Source organism: Roseovarius sp. EL26 (genome assembly GCF_900327775.1).
In the GTDB taxonomy this organism is placed as follows: Bacteria; Pseudomonadota; Alphaproteobacteria; order Rhodobacterales; family Rhodobacteraceae; genus Roseovarius.
On record NZ_OUMZ01000007.1, the window covers coordinates 1,664,182 to 1,678,842 of the forward strand.

Annotated in this window: 17 protein-coding genes; 13 read left to right on the forward strand and 4 right to left on the reverse strand. The window is 54.9% G+C overall.

The genetic code is table 11. The annotated features are described in order from the left end of the window. Positions 1-94 precede the first annotated feature (94 nt). Together D9A02_RS16015 and D9A02_RS16020 are read left to right on the forward strand one after the other, a co-directional pair. A complete protein-coding gene (locus D9A02_RS16015) occupies positions 95-919 on the forward strand; it encodes a class I SAM-dependent methyltransferase (RefSeq protein WP_120501896.1) in 825 nt (274 codons plus the stop codon). 107 nt (positions 920-1,026) lie between these two features. Next, the gene (locus tag D9A02_RS16020; RefSeq protein ID WP_162933104.1) at positions 1,027-1,458 is read left to right on the forward strand and encodes a hypothetical protein; all 432 of its coding nucleotides are present in this window, start codon (positions 1,027-1,029) and stop codon (positions 1,456-1,458) included. Here D9A02_RS16020 and D9A02_RS16025 read toward each other — a convergent pair. The 3 genes from D9A02_RS16025 to D9A02_RS16035 form a co-directional block, all read right to left on the reverse strand. Further along, the gene (locus D9A02_RS16025) at positions 1,455-2,078 is read right to left on the reverse strand and encodes an SGNH/GDSL hydrolase family protein (RefSeq protein ID WP_162933105.1); all 624 of its coding nucleotides are present in this window, start codon (positions 2,076-2,078) and stop codon (positions 1,455-1,457) included. The two genes, D9A02_RS16020 and D9A02_RS16025, sit on opposite strands and share 4 nt — an antisense overlap. A gap of 148 nt (positions 2,079-2,226) precedes the next feature. Then, entirely contained in the window at positions 2,227-2,484 is a 258-nt protein-coding gene (locus tag D9A02_RS16030; RefSeq protein WP_120501899.1) for a DUF2842 domain-containing protein, read from the reverse strand. Then, on the reverse strand, positions 2,484-3,779 hold the full coding sequence (locus D9A02_RS16035) for an adenylosuccinate synthase (protein WP_120501900.1): 1,296 nt from the start codon (positions 3,777-3,779) through the stop codon (positions 2,484-2,486). Before D9A02_RS16035 ends, D9A02_RS16030 begins: the two co-directional genes overlap by 1 nt. Positions 3,780-3,987: 208 nt before the next feature. Here D9A02_RS16035 and secG point away from each other — a divergent pair, with 208 nt between their 5' ends. Both secG and D9A02_RS16045 read left to right on the forward strand, forming a co-directional pair. Continuing rightward, positions 3,988-4,353 carry a preprotein translocase subunit SecG gene (secG, locus tag D9A02_RS16040; protein WP_120501901.1) on the forward strand — a complete coding sequence of 122 codons (366 nt, stop codon included), beginning with the start codon at positions 3,988-3,990 and terminating at the stop codon, positions 4,351-4,353. Between the two features lie 172 nt (positions 4,354-4,525). Then, positions 4,526-6,169, forward strand: coding sequence for a CTP synthase (locus D9A02_RS16045; protein ID WP_120501902.1), 1,644 nt, complete (start codon positions 4,526-4,528; stop codon positions 6,167-6,169). Positions 6,170-6,268: 99 nt separating this feature from the next. Here D9A02_RS16045 and D9A02_RS16050 read toward each other — a convergent pair whose 3' ends face one another. Further along, entirely contained in the window at positions 6,269-6,832 is a 564-nt protein-coding gene (locus D9A02_RS16050) for a hypothetical protein (protein ID WP_120501903.1), read from the reverse strand. Between the two features lie 208 nt (positions 6,833-7,040). Here D9A02_RS16050 and D9A02_RS16055 point away from each other — a divergent pair, with 208 nt between their 5' ends. The 9 genes from D9A02_RS16055 (at position 7,041) to D9A02_RS16095 (ending at position 14,259) form a co-directional block, all read left to right on the forward strand. Further along, positions 7,041-7,334 carry a DUF1330 domain-containing protein gene (locus D9A02_RS16055; RefSeq protein ID WP_120502579.1) on the forward strand — a complete coding sequence of 98 codons (294 nt, stop codon included), beginning with the start codon at positions 7,041-7,043 and terminating at the stop codon, positions 7,332-7,334. 12 nt (positions 7,335-7,346) lie between these two features. Further along, the gene (locus D9A02_RS16060; RefSeq protein WP_120501904.1) at positions 7,347-7,802 is read left to right on the forward strand and encodes a TerB family tellurite resistance protein; all 456 of its coding nucleotides are present in this window, start codon (positions 7,347-7,349) and stop codon (positions 7,800-7,802) included. A 41-nt stretch (positions 7,803-7,843) separates the two neighbouring features. Then, entirely contained in the window at positions 7,844-8,278 is a 435-nt protein-coding gene (locus D9A02_RS16065; RefSeq protein ID WP_120501905.1) for a TerB family tellurite resistance protein, read from the forward strand. Next, the gene (locus D9A02_RS16070; protein ID WP_120501906.1) at positions 8,279-9,019 is read left to right on the forward strand and encodes a phosphate/phosphite/phosphonate ABC transporter substrate-binding protein; all 741 of its coding nucleotides are present in this window, start codon (positions 8,279-8,281) and stop codon (positions 9,017-9,019) included. A 216-nt stretch (positions 9,020-9,235) separates the two neighbouring features. Beyond that, positions 9,236-10,015 (forward strand): ABC transporter ATP-binding protein, encoded by a 780-nt coding sequence (locus tag D9A02_RS16075; protein ID WP_120501907.1) that lies wholly within the window; start codon positions 9,236-9,238, stop codon positions 10,013-10,015. Between the two features lie 30 nt (positions 10,016-10,045). After that, positions 10,046-10,762, forward strand: a complete 717-nt coding sequence (locus tag D9A02_RS16080) for a transporter substrate-binding domain-containing protein (protein WP_120501908.1) — start codon at positions 10,046-10,048, stop codon at positions 10,760-10,762. A gap of 81 nt (positions 10,763-10,843) precedes the next feature. After that, positions 10,844-11,728, forward strand: coding sequence for an ABC transporter permease (locus D9A02_RS16085; RefSeq protein WP_120501909.1), 885 nt, complete (start codon positions 10,844-10,846; stop codon positions 11,726-11,728). A 16-nt stretch (positions 11,729-11,744) separates the two neighbouring features. Beyond that, on the forward strand, positions 11,745-12,551 hold the full coding sequence (locus tag D9A02_RS16090) for an ABC transporter permease (protein WP_120501910.1): 807 nt from the start codon (positions 11,745-11,747) through the stop codon (positions 12,549-12,551). A gap of 205 nt (positions 12,552-12,756) precedes the next feature. Further along, positions 12,757-14,259: a D-alanyl-D-alanine carboxypeptidase family protein gene (locus D9A02_RS16095; protein WP_162933106.1), complete on the forward strand. Its 1,503-nt coding sequence runs from the start codon at positions 12,757-12,759 to the stop codon at positions 14,257-14,259. The last annotated feature ends 402 nt before the right edge of the window (positions 14,260-14,661 follow it).

Here is a 14,661-nt window from a genome sequence, read left to right on the forward strand (position 1 = left end):
TAGGTTTTCCGCATGTACACTTGGGGAAATTTTCAATCTGCGACAATCAGCCCTATAATATTCCTTAACAATTTTTAGTTAAGGCGATTCGTTGATGGAAATAAAAGGCACAGAGAAAACAAAAGATTTCTATAACACCGAGGGATGGCAATCCGCTGATACCGGAAAAACTGTAGATGGTGAGCTGTTTGGCGTTAAAGAGGACGGTCCTCTCCGTAAGGAAATGTTTGAACGGAAATGGGATCGAATAAACGCGTTGCTAGAAGATGCCGACAAATCCAACGTGATAGAGGTTGGTTGCGGGGGCTCGCCAGAACTTCGGATCGCTCGTGTCTTTGACAAATATTCAGGGACCGATTTCTCGTCAGAGGGATTGAAAGTGGCTGAAAAAAAATTGGCCGGCGATAAAATAAAGGCTGAATTCGTTGAAGCCGACGCCGTTGCCCTCCCCTTTAAAGATGAGGTTTTCGACGTCGTATACTCTGCTCATATGCTTTATCACATCGAAGACCGTGCATCACAAAGCGCGGCAATCAGCGAAATGCTCAGGGTACTTCGCCCAAATGGACGCCTGATCATCGCGACAGCTAATCCCAGACCTATTCTGTTTCCGATGCGCCTGATGATTCGCGTGGTTGCTGACATGCCGATCTTGTCTAAATGGGCCCGTAAGCTAAAGGGGCCCTCTCCAATTCCGTACAACCCAGCCAAATTAAGTTGGTACCATCAAAAGCTTGAACAATGTGCGAATGTTCAAGTGTTCAACGCCAGCATCGCATCAACACACTTTAACCAAAAGGTGTCAGAATACTCTGGGCCGGGAAAATGGGTTTGGGCATTCTTTAATTATTGCGACAAGAACGCTCCAAGTTTTTCGGCGTATTTGGGCAACTACGTCATCGTAACCGCTCAGAAATAAATCCAGCTTCAGTATTCTGAATCTCCCAATCTAAGCACACATTATAGCGGATTTTGACCCATTACTGATTTCCTTTAGTTGATGTGATTGCATACAAACCAGAGGCAATGCCCATATCTAAAACCACCTTTTTCTCAGGCCTACTCGCGGGTATCGCCATTGGTGCATCCGGATTCTGGATCCACCAAACATATAAGACGCACGGCGACCGCGGCGCTTGTTTGCAAACCTACCCCAACATCTCCGGCTCGCTGCTGCTGGAAAACGATTACGTCGTTGTACAACGCTTCACCTTCCCGCCAGGTCAATGGGAAGGCGTCCACGCTCATCCCGCCAATCAGCTCTACATTCACCTGACCGATGCCCACTGGAAGTCCCGGTTTGGGGGCCAGACCAGCACCGGCTCCTACTCGGCTGGCTCTATTGGCTGGTACGGCCCTGTGACACTGGATGAAGACCACGAGTCTGTTAACATTGGCAAAGATCCAATTGACCTGATCTGGGTCACCCTGAAAGACGGCTGCAATACCGACGCCTAGCGCAGCATCGCTTCAATCGCAGCAGCTGCCCTCGCTCCCCATTCATCATAAATTTCTGGCCCTGGGTGAAACCCGTCTTCCGCCATCTTGGATGGATCCAAACGCGGTGGCATCGGTAAAAACGCCGCCCGCTCATTCGCGGCAATCATTCTGAGCAGCAGCGCCTCAAAACGACGCGCTCTCCGGTCTAGAACACCCCGCAATGGATTGGGTAGCAAAGGAAAATCCTGCAATGGCGGCAAACCACACGCCAGAATGTGGCGCACTTCGAACTTCTCTTGCAGAAGCGCAAACACCTCTTGGTAATGCGCCTGCCAAGCAGCAGATCCGATACCATTTTTAGTATCATTCACCCCCAGCACCGTGATCGCCACATCGAAAGTTTCAGCCTCAGATGATTTTAACCGTTCAACCGTATCGCCCGCTGTCGCACCGGATTTTGCAACCACACGCCAATGCACTTCGAAATCCCGCGCCAGCCGGTCAACCGTGCGCCCGGACAAAGCCGCCTTTTGATGCGATACTCCGACCCCCTCGGCAGAGCTGTCCCCAACAATGAAAAGTCTCAGAGGTCGCCCCTGCCCCACCACTCCGGATTTCGCCCCTTTCGGTGGCGGCAACTGGATCGCTTTTGAAGCGACCCAAAGCCCTTGGGTCAATATTAATGATAATATCAAAAAACGGCCGAGATCCATGCCCCAAGCTTAAAACCTGTGCCAAATCGCGCAAGATACAACATATGATCACATGACGGCACAGGTGATCGCGTTAGTCGCCTCGATGGGCATCCGGATCAGCCTGACCGACCCCCAAAAACACCTTTTTGAACGGCAAAATCCAGACAATCCCCAACCCGACATATACCAGCAGCTCGACCAATATCGAAGGTCGCTCCAGCATGTTCACGATCGTTACGGCGGTGATGATATACACCGGCATTCCAATCAGAAGAATGAATAGCGACCATCGCCGCCGGGCCTTATAGCTCAGGCCCGGTTTAGTTTGTTCAGATTTTTTATCTGCCATCAGTCAGCAAACGGGTCAGTCACCAGAATGGTGTCATCCCGCTCCGGGCTGGTCGACAGCAATGCCACCGGACAGCTGATCAGCTCTTCCACCCGGCGTACATATTTGATCGCATTGGCTGGCAGATCGGCCCAGCTGCGCGCGCCTTCAGTCGATTCGCTCCAACCGGGCATTTCCTCGTAGATCGGCGTGCAACGTGCCTGCTCTTCAGCCGCTGTTGGGAGGTAATCTAGGCGTTTGCCGTCCAACTCATAGGCCACACAGATTTTCAGTGTCTCAAACCCGTCCAGCACGTCCAGCTTGGTAAAGGAAATACCGCTGACACCAGATGTCGCACAGGTCTGGCGTACAAGGACGGCATCAAACCAACCACAACGGCGCTTACGACCAGTCACAGTGCCAAACTCATGACCACGGGTGCCCAAACGGTGACCATCGTCATCATCCAGCTCTGTCGGGAACGGGCCTTCGCCTACGCGGGTGGTGTAGGCTTTGACAATGCCCAGCACGAAATCAATCGCCCCGGGGCCCATGCCAACACCAGTGGCCGCTTGGCCTGCAATCACGTTGGATGATGTCACAAACGGATAGGTGCCAAAATCAATATCCAGCAACGCGCCCTGCGCGCCTTCAAACAAGATGCGTTTGCCCGCTTTGCGTTTTTCGTTCATCACCTTCCACACAGGGGCGGCGTATTGCAGGATTTCCGGCGCAATCGCGGCAAGCTGTTCAATCAGCGCATCACGATCAATCGCCTCGATCCCCAGACCTTTGCGCAGCGGATCATGGTGCTGCAACGCACGATCAACGCGGGCTTCCAATGTCGCACGATCCGCCAGATCAGCCACCCGGACAGAACGACGGCCAACTTTGTCTTCATACGCGGGGCCAATACCCCGGCCAGTGGTGCCAATTTTGGTGCCTTTGCTGGCCGCCTCTTCACGGGCGCGGTCCAGCTCGCCGTGAATCGGTAGAATCAGTGGCGTGTTTTCAGCGACCATCAGTGTCTCTGGCGAAATATCAACACCCTGCGCCCGGATCGATTCAATCTCTTTCACCAGATGCCAGGGATCCAGCACCACACCGTTGCCGATGACGCTCAGCTTACCGCCGCGCACAACGCCCGAAGGCAGCGCATTCAGCTTGTAAACCTTACCGTCAATCACCAATGTGTGGCCTGCGTTGTGCCCCCCCTGAAAGCGCGCAATCACATCCGCACGCTCAGACAGCCAGTCCACAATCTTGCCTTTTCCTTCGTCACCCCACTGGGCGCCTACGACGACGACATTTGCCATGATGATCCTTTCGGCATTTGGTCAAAACCCGCGCCGGTATAGCGGCCTGTGCGAACTAGCGAAACCGCTAATTCACTGCGAACGGAAAGATCGTGCAAATGCCATTCTTTTGGATGATGCGATAATCCCTCACATTGCCGGGTTGCGGGGGGCGCGCAAATTGCATAGATAGCCCCCTGATCCACAGTTTCTGACAGGCCGCCTTTCGATGGAAAACGTCATTCTTCTTATCCACCTTCTTCTGACACTCGCGCTGATTGGCGTCGTGCTTTTGCAACGTTCCGAAGGTGGTGGCCTGGGTATGGGCGGTGGCGGCGGTGGTGCCGTGGCTGGACGCTCAGCGGCGACCGCACTGGGAAAAGTGACGTGGGTTCTGGGCTTTGCCATTTTCGCCACTTCTGTTGCGTTGACAATCATTGCTGCGAAAAACTCGAGTGGCAGCTCGGTTCTGGACCGCATCACAGATGCACCTCCAGCTAAATCTGCCCCTGCGCCAGAGCTGCCTGACGCCGGTGACAGCCTGCTGCCACCGACCGCAGACGATTCCGCGCCGCTAACACCTACAGCCGATTAACCACAACGGTTAGAGAAATTTTGGCAAACCGCAACATCATGTTGCGGTTGCCTTGCGCATTTCGCGCGAATCCTTTATAGATCGAGTCCCGTGGTACTGAGGCCATTTTTGGTATTTTCAGGACTCGAAACAGGCGTAAATCGCTGGCTCAAAACACGGGAGATGCCAAACTATGGCACGTTATATTTTCATTACAGGCGGTGTGGTTTCTTCTCTCGGCAAAGGCTTGGCCTCTGCGGCTTTGGGTGCATTGCTTCAAGCCCGCGGCTATAGCGTGCGGCTTCGCAAACTTGACCCCTACCTTAATGTGGATCCCGGTACGATGTCCCCTTTTGAGCACGGCGAAGTGTTCATTACCGATGATGGCGCCGAAACGGATCTCGATTTGGGTCATTACGAGCGCTTCACTGGGGTGCCTGCCAGGATGACCGACTCAGTCAGTTCGGGTCGCATCTATTCCAACGTGCTGGAACGCGAACGTCGTGGCGATTATCTGGGGAAAACCATTCAGGTGGTTCCCCATGTCACCAACGAAATCAAAGATTTTCTCACGATTGGTGATGACGAGGTTGATTTCATGCTCTGCGAAATCGGTGGCACCGTCGGTGACATCGAAGGACTGCCGTTTTTCGAGGCGATCCGCCAATTTTCCCATGACCGCCCGCGTGGTGAATGCATTTTCATGCACCTGACCTTGCTTCCATGGCTCGCGGCCAGTGGCGAACTTAAGACCAAACCGACCCAACACTCGGTTAAAGAACTACAATCCATAGGTATCGCACCCGACGTTCTGGTCTGCCGCTCAGAACAGCCGATCCCGGAAAAAGAGCGAGAAAAGATCGCCCTGTTCTGTAACGTGCGCAAGGAATGCGTCGTTGCCGCCTATGATCTGAAATCAATTTACGAGGCTCCACTGGCCTATCACCATGAAGGTCTGGATCAGGCCGTGCTGGATGCCTTTGGTATTGCCCCTGCTCCGCGCCCCGATCTCAGCGAATGGCATGACGTAATCGACCGCGTCCAAAACGCCGAGGGTGAAGTCAAGATCGCCATCGTTGGCAAATACGTCCAGCTTGAGGATGCCTATAAGTCAGTCAAAGAGGCCCTGACCCATGGTGGCATGGCCAATCGCGTCAAGGTCAAGGTCGAATGGGTCGACGCCGAGGTCTTTGATACCGAAGACCCGGCCCCCCACCTACAGGGTTTCCACGCCATTCTGGTGCCCGGCGGTTTTGGCGAGCGCGGCACTGAGGGCAAGATCAAAGCCGCACAATTCGCACGCGAGCAGAACATCCCCTATCTGGGTATCTGCCTGGGCATGCAAATGGCTGTTATTGAAGCGGCCCGCAACAAGGCCGGTCTGACCGACGCTGGATCAGAAGAGTTTGACCACGAAGCCGGGCAAAAACGTTTTACACCCGTTGTTTACCACCTCAAAGAGTGGGTGCAAGGCAATCAAAAGGTCAAACGTAAGGTCTCGGATGACAAAGGCGGCACCATGCGCCTTGGCGCTTACAACGCCACGCTGGAAGAAGGCTCCAAAGTTGCGCAGGCCTACGGCACCACCGCTATCGATGAACGCCACCGCCACCGCTATGAAGTTGATGTAAAATACCGCAAGCAGCTTGAAGAATGTGGGCTCAAGTTCTCAGGCATGTCCCCCGATGGCCGCCTACCGGAAATCGTGGAATGGGAAGACCACCCGTGGTTCATCGGGGTTCAGTTCCATCCCGAACTTAAATCCAAACCTTTTGCACCGCACCCGCTCTTTGCTGACTTCGTGCGCGCCGCGGTGGAAACATCGCGACTGGTCTGAACCTGCTCCGCAGCAAACATCGATCAAACAAAACAAACGCAGGTAATCGGACGATTACCTGCGTTTTACATTTCAACAATTTGAATAGTGTAAAACCTGCTACAGATTCACGCGCTCTTTGAACGCCTGAACTGGATTGGCGGATCTGCGCAGCGCAGACTGCAGATTTTTTTGCTCTTGTGCTTCACCATCAGCGTCAATGACAACGGCACAGCTTTGCGCTTCAAGCTGGCGGATTACCGAATTTTCCACTTCCCAGCGTCCACGCCTCCGTTCGAGCTGATCCTGCGCCTGATTATCCATCCACCATTCCAACCTGTCATCAACCGGCATCGGCTTACTTGGCTGCATATGGTAGTATCCGCTATTCATCCGCAGCATGATGTTATCCAGCACGCGCACCGTCCGATGAAAGCCCTTAGGCAGATCACGTTTTGGGATGTAGTTAAACCGCTCTGGTTCGCCGTTAAAAAACACCGTCACAGCCGTGCCTAAATCGATACAACGCTGTGACATGACCCAGCTCAGAACTGTTTCAGGATAGGTCTTCCAGTCGTAGCGTCGCGCCAAAGAACGCAATTGTCTCGGGCTCGCTTTACGTAGCATTTCCAGTTGCTCATCAGGGGAGGCCTCCGCCCAATTGAAACGCTCGAATGACTGCATGTGACACTCCCAAATCTTTCATTTTGCTGCTGATTTACGCAACTCTTGGTGAACTTCGGCAAAGAAAGCGCAAAATCTTGGGTGCAAATGTGACGGGCGTTTGGCGATTGCCAGTATTTTGGAAACAGTTTTTTCGGAAACAACTGTTGACGATTGCCAATCACAAAGTCCTTCCCCACAATATGTACAAACAGAACCGGAGGGATCGATGCCAAAAGGGTACTGGGTGGGTCACGTTGATATTGAAGACGTGCAGGCCTATGAGAAATACAAAGAGGCCAACGCAGCCCCCTTCGCCGAATATGGCGCGCGTTTCCTGATCCGCGGTGGACAACAAGAGATCAAAGAAGGGCAGTCTCGCGCTCGCACCGTCGTAATCGAGTTTCCGAGCTATCAGGCGGCATTGGACTGCTACGACAGTACAGGCTATCAATTGGCGAAAGACCTGCGCGATCCGATTTCCACCGGGGACATCATGATCGTCGAAGGCTACGATGATTGAGGGAGGAGCACCATGGAAACGACAGCATTTCTAACCCGGTTGAAACAGGCTTTTACAGGTGCCGCGACAGCCGAACCTCTGCCAGAGCCCGATGAGAAACTCGCGCTTGGGGCCTTGATGGTACGCGTGGCATTATCTGACAAAGTATACCACCTGACCGAGATCAGCGAGATCGATCATTTGCTGGGGCAGTTTTACGGCCTCAAACCCGTAGAGGCCGCCAAAATGCGCGCCACTTGCGAAAAACTGGCTAAGCAGGCCCCTGGTAGCGATGACTTTGCTCATATGATCCGTGAAACGGTCAGCGAAGACAGCCGTATCGCCGCGCTAGAGGCAATGTGGAAGGTCGCCATGGCCGACGGCAAGCGCACCCCCGAAGAGCTGGAGGTGATGGAGCACGCCCGCGTTGATCTGGGGCTCAGTGCCGAACAATGCGCAAGCGCCCGCGTCGCCGCCAAAGGCCATTAGACACGTGGTCAATCCAATCCTTCACACCTATATCGGACATCATGTTTAGCAATTTCCTCAAATCACTGACCCAGCCCGACCCGAAACCACTTGATGATGGCGATGCGCGCCTCGCGTTAACGGCCCTGTTGGTGCGCATTGCCCGCACTGATGGCGACTATTCCGCAGCCGAGATTGCCCGCATCGACCGCATCAGCACCAACCGCTATGGGTTAGATGCCACAGCAGCAAGCCAATTGCGCGCGCAGGCTGAAACACTGGAATCCGAAGCACCTGACACCGTGCGCTTTACCCGCGCGATTAAGGATTCTGTGCCTTATGAGCACCGCATCGGCGTAATCGAAGCACTGTGGGCAGTTGCCCTCGCTGACGGTTCCCGTGATCAGGATGAAGATGCCATAGTGCGCATGGCCAGCTCCTTTCTGGGGGTGAATGACGTTGACAGTGCCATGGCCCGGCAACGCGTGGCCAAGTAGATGATCGCCAGCCTGTCGATGTATGACCGCCCGGAAACGGCGGCCAGCAATGACCGACTCTGGGCCGCCATCCGCACCGCATTGGGGCGAGGCCCCGAAATACTTACCCGCGACGGCGACGTATGGGATCACTGGCTCAGCCCTAATCTGATCTTGGCTCAGACCTGCGGCTACCCTTTTCGCGCACGGCTGCATGACAAGGTCACCCTTGTTGGCACGCCGGTCTATGACCTGCATGATTGCCCAGATGGGCATTACTATAGTGTCATCGTTGCCCGCGCCGATGATCCGCGCGACGCGCCCAAAGACTTCGCCGGGGCCCGATTTGCCTATAACGAAGCCCTGTCCCAAAGCGGTTGGGCCGCGCCACAGAATCATGCAACTCTAAACGGCTTCACCTTCACCAATCCCATCCAATCCGGCGCACACCGCAATTCGGCCAGAATGGTGGCCGAGGGACAGGCCGATTGCGCCTCTTTAGATGCGCTCAGCTGGAAACTGATGCAGCGCCATGATGATTTTGCGACCAACCTTAAAGTGGTCGAACATACCACCCCCACGCCGGTTTTGCCTTACATTACGGCCAAGACACAGAATCCAGAACCTCTGTTCAACGCCATGACACAGGCGATTGCTGCACTTTCGCCTGAGGATCGGAACACGCTTGCGATCAAAGGTATAACCAGAATTCCTGCCGCACAGTATTTGACGATCCCAAACCCGGCCGCGCCCCCGGCCTAACTCACCATTCAACCCAACCACACCCTCGCCACTCTCAATTCACGCTATGCGGCACCTTAGGGCCATTCCAACAAGGCAAAACTTCCGTTTTGCACTGACCTTACGTCAAATTGCAGAAAAACCCGTGGATATGTTCGTTTTGCAAGTTGCATTACCACTTTTTTTCGTCCCTATTGTCGAGCCTAACAGGACTGAAACAACAAAACGGAACCTGCCTTGACAGACAGCACTCCCGTCATCGAAATCCGCAACCTGCACAAAGCATACGGCGCTTTGGAGGTGATCAAGGGCGTAGACATCTCGGCACATCGCGGCGACGTTGTATCGCTGATCGGCTCCTCTGGTTCAGGTAAATCCACTATTTTGCGCTGCGCCAACCTGCTCGAAGACAGTCAGCAAGGCGATATCTTGTTCAAGGGCGAACCAGTGAAATGGAAAGGCCAAGGTTTAGGCCGCCACCCTGCCGACCCCAAACAAATCCTGCGCATCCGTACCAATCTGTCGATGGTGTTCCAGCAGTTTAACCTCTGGGCCCACATGAGCATCTTGCAAAATGTGATGGAGGCCCCGGTGACCGTGCTGGGCCGCAACCGCGAAGAGGTCGAGGAAAAGGCACGTCATTATTTGGATAAGGTTGGCATTGGCGACAAATGCGATGTCTATCCGGCGCAATTGTCTGGCGGCCAACAACAGCGCGCGGCCATTGCCCGCGCCTTGGCGATGGAGCCTGAGGCATTGTTGTTTGATGAGCCGACCTCAGCGCTTGATCCCGAGCTGGAACAAGAAGTTGTCAAAGTCATCAAAGATCTGGCCGCAGAGGGCCGCACCATGATGATTGTGACCCACGATATGAAAATGGCCAATGATGTGTCGGACCACGTTGTGTTCCTACATCAGGGCCTGATCGAAGAAGAAGGTGCACCCGAGACCCTCTTTGGCGCGCCCAAATCCGAACGGCTGCGGGGCTTTCTCAGCTCCACAATGGCCGTCGACTAATAAACACAGTTAAAACTTAGGGAGTAAATCATGAAAAAACTGTTGCTGACCACCGCGGCTCTGGCGATCTCTGCCAGTGCTGCTTTTGCGGGCGACGTTGTTCGTCTGGGCACCGAAGGCGCTTATGCACCTTGGAACTTCCTCAACGACGATGGCGAAGTTGATGGATTTGAGCGCGAGCTGGGCGATGAGCTTTGCACACGCGCCGAGCTGACCTGCGAGTGGGTCACAAACGATTGGGATTCGATCATCCCGAACCTCGTCAGCGGCAACTACGATGCAATCATCGCCGGTATGTCAATCACCGACGAGCGCGACGAAGTTATCGACTTCTCCGACAACTACACCCCACCAGATCCATCCGCCTATCTGGCACTGTCTGAAGGTGTTGATCTCGAAGGTGGCGTAGTCGCCGCACAAACCGGCACCATCCAAGCCGGTCACATCGCAGCAGGCGGCGCAACACTGGTTGAGTTTGCAACGCCCGAAGAAACTGTCGCAGCCGTCAGAAACGGCGAAGCTGACGCGGTTCTGGCAGACAAATCTTACTTGTCTCCAATCGCAGCTGAAGATGCTGACCTGAGCCTCGTTGGCCCTGACGTCCCACTGGGCGGTGGTGTTGGCATGGGCTTCCGCGAATCTGACGCGGACCTGCGTGGCAAGTTCGATGCCGCCATCAAGTCAATGAAAGACGATGGCAGCCTGAACGAACTGATCGCCAAATGGGAAGTTAGCTCCCAGTTCTAAGATCACTTTAACCCGGTGCGCCCCGCGCACCGGGTTTTCCGTTGCCCCGGCAACGCTTGATAGATTTCCACGAGGCCCGCGATTTTTAGCTACTGCGCAGATCCCGAAACGTTGCAAGGACTGCAATGGCTTTCCTGTTATCTCACAACAGGCAAGCATATGTCGCTTTATGTGTCGGTCTTTGTTGTGCTGGCCTTACTGCTGATCACCGCTCCCACGGCCCTCTTGTTTGGCTTTTTCGGCGCGATGTCCGCGCGGTCCCGCATTGCGCCACTCCGTTGGATTGGCAAGCTATACATTGCCGTCGTGCGCGGCGTGCCAGATATTGCCTTTTTCCTGTTTTTCGTCATCGCCCTTGATCAGGGCTTTGAATGGATGCGACATCAAGTCAAATGCCCCGACTGGGATGAACCCATTCGGCGCGGCAGTGACTTTGTAGTTTGTGACGCCGCCAAACTGCCCCTTGGCGATTCCCCGCAATGGATCCACGAAACCTACGGCTTTTTCCTTGCGGTCCTGACCTTTGCCATCGTTTTCGGTGCCTTTGCCGCCAACGTCCTTTATGGCGCGATGCGTGCTGTACCACGCCCGCAGCTTGAAACTGCCGAGGCTTACGGCATGAACCGCCGCCAGACCTTCTGGCGCATCCTTGTGCCGCAAATGTGGGTCTATGCCCTGCCCGGCCTGTCGAACCTGTGGATGGTGCTGATCAAGGCCACGCCGCTTTTGTTCCTGCTGGGGGTCGAAGACATCGTCTATTGGGCGCGCGAGCTGGGCAGCACCGCCAACCCGCGCTTTACCGATTACCCGCATGGCGACTGGCGCATGTGGTACTTCTTTGCGCTCTTAGTCTTCTATTTGATCTTCACCCGCGTGTCCGAGGTCTTCCTCGAACGTCTGATGACCAAATTGACCAAAGGACAAGCCACCACCGGCGGCGAAGCCCAGAGAAAGGCTCAGGCATGAAATTGAGGGACATGGCATGAGCTGCTGGCAAACCATCCAAGACTACGGCCTGCGCTCTCTGGGCATTGGCGAACGCGGCCTGCCCAAGGCCGACATTACCCTGTGCGAACAGTTCGTCTTGATCGGCTCTGGCATGATCTGGAACATCTACTTCGGTGTGTTCGCCCTCATCTGCGGCTTTTTCCTTGCCACCGCTGTGGCCGTGGGCAAAGGCTCCAAGAACCGGCTCATCCGCAAAAGCAGTGAATGGTTCATCTTCCTGTTCCGCGGCTCGCCGCTGTTCATTCAGTTCTTCTTTGCCTACTTCCTGTTCCTGTCATTGAAGTCTGTGCATCCCTTCTTTGACCCCTTCACTGCCGCCTGGTTGGGGGCAATGATCGTGCTGTTCCTCAATACTTCCGCTTATTCGGGCGAAATCTTCTATGGTGCCCTGCGTTCCATCCCCAAGGGTGATGTTGAATCCGCTGATGCTTATGGGTTTTCCGGCTGGCCACGCTTCAAACGCATCATCTGGCCCACCACGCTGCGTCTGGCCTGGCCTGCCTACACCAACGAAGCAATCTTTCTGTTTCACGCCACAACGTTGGTCTTCTTCTCCGGCTTCCCAACATGGCAACAACGCGGTGATGCGCTCTATTATGCCAACTACTTTGCTGACAAGACCTATAATCCGTTCATCCCCTACCCAATTCTGGCGGGCTACTTCATCTTGCTGACGCTCGTCGTTTTGGCCATTTTTGGGGCAGTGAACCGCCGGTTGAACCGCCACTTGCCACAAGAGGCAAAACGCAAAATAAAATTCCGTCCAAATATCATCCGATAATGGGTCACTCGCTAGGTAAGCGAATTTTCACCGATATAGTAGCCCGCCATGCACCACCCACTACATCCTGCTAGGGCGTATGAACAACACTGTGTAAACATCGGAAAATCATTACTTTCTTCAAAACAGATCCTGTGCTACGCTCGACCTCATAAATAAGAGCCAGCCGGAAACCGGCGGCCTGAGGCAGAAAAAGAGCAGAGTCATGAAAACGCGGAGCACGCAGCCGATCCGCTTGGGATTGGTGGTATTGGCGACGATTTGGATGCTGGTGGTGCTTCCACTCAGCGCAATTGCCGCCCCCTATGCAGCCATGGTTATAGACGCACGATCGGGTGAGGTTCTCCACTCCCGCAACGCCGACAGCCGCCTTCACCCGGCATCTCTCACCAAGATGATGACCCTCTACATCGTGTTCGAGGCGGTCGAGAATGGTGAGATCAGCCTTGATAGCACCGTCACGATTTCCAAACATGCCGCAAGTGAACCTCCCAGCAAACTCGGCCTGCGTGCGGGCCAGAAGATCAAGCTGCGCTATTTGATTCGCGCCGCTGCGATCAAATCCGCCAACGATGCTGCCACCGCTCTGGGTGAGGCAATCGAGGGCTCCGAGGCGCGCTTTGCCCGCCGGATGAACCGCACCGCCAAAGCATTGGGCATGACCCGCACCACATTCAAAAACGCACATGGGCTGACCGAATCCGGTCACCTGTCGACCGCACGCGATATGACCACACTGGGGCGCCACGTATTTTACGACTACCCCGACTATTATAACATCTTCTCTCGGGTCAGCGATTCAGCTGCAGGTAAAACGATTTACCACACCAACCGTAAAATGCTGCGCTCCTACCGTGGTGCAGATGGTATCAAAACCGGCTACACTCGCGCTGCGGGCTTCAACCTTGTAGCCAGCGCCGAACGCGGCCGCGAACGCATCATTGCCACCGTCTTTGGTGGCCGCTCTACAGCTACTCGCAACGCCCGCGTGGCGGAACTGCTCGACATGGGCTTCAAACGCGCGCCCACCCGCGTGGCCGTGCATAAACCGCGCAGGCCCGCCTATATGGGAAAGCTCAAAGGCGGCCCAACGGGCGCCGTCGGTAAAACCGTCCGTCTGGCCTCAGCTGCCGCGGTCAAGAAAAGCCTGCGACCGCAATCACGGCCAGCGCCTGACGCGCAACCTTTGCAACTGGCCCAGGCGCCCAAGGATGATATCGAAGCCGCAATTCTCGCCGCGCAAGCCGCAACAACAGAGAATGAAACCACTGCCGTCGAGCCCGCCAAGGAAGCCGCGGCAAAAGCTGACAGCACAAGCGCACCTGAACCACAACTGGCCAGCGCCATCGTCACCGAAGCCCCGCGCCCAGTTCTGCGGCCTAAAAGTCTGATCCTGACCAAGGCCGAACCGGCGCAGGAACAAGAGGTCATCCAAGAGGTTGTCACCCGCGTCTCCACCTCAGGTGGGCGCAATTGGGGTATCAACGTTGGCCGCTACCCCAGCCAGTACAAAGCACGTAGCGTTTTGCTGAAGACCGCATTGAACGAGATGTCCACACTGGATGGATCCCTACGCAAGGTCGTCCGCCGCCCCACCGGCTTTGACGCCAACTTCATGGGTCTCTCCGAGGACACCGCCCAACTCGCCTGCCGACGCTTGCAAGCCCGCAAGATCACCTGCGAAACGATTGAACCCGGCGGGGCCTAAACACACCACGATTGCCAAGCAACCCCCGGCCACTGTGCCGGGGTTTTTATTTGCGGGCGCTCCACATCTATCTGGTAGCCCATTAATCCATGCCACAGCACTCGCATCAAAGTTGCACCTATTTTTAGCGCGATTAACTTGACCAATACTGTGTGGGAATTATCTAAAAATAAGACACTCTTGATGAGCCACAAAAGCACCTGCCCAACGGTAACTCTATGCAGATAGCGACCTTTGCAAAGTTCACGGACGGGCCCATACCTGACATCCAGCGCAGGGCCGCGATGCAGTAGTGCGGCGCACCATAGGAGACATTCGCCACAGTGCCAAAATCCGGAAGCGGGTACTGGCCTAATTTGTGGAGAGATGCGTCTCGTATCAGCCTCTCGTAAATAGAAAATT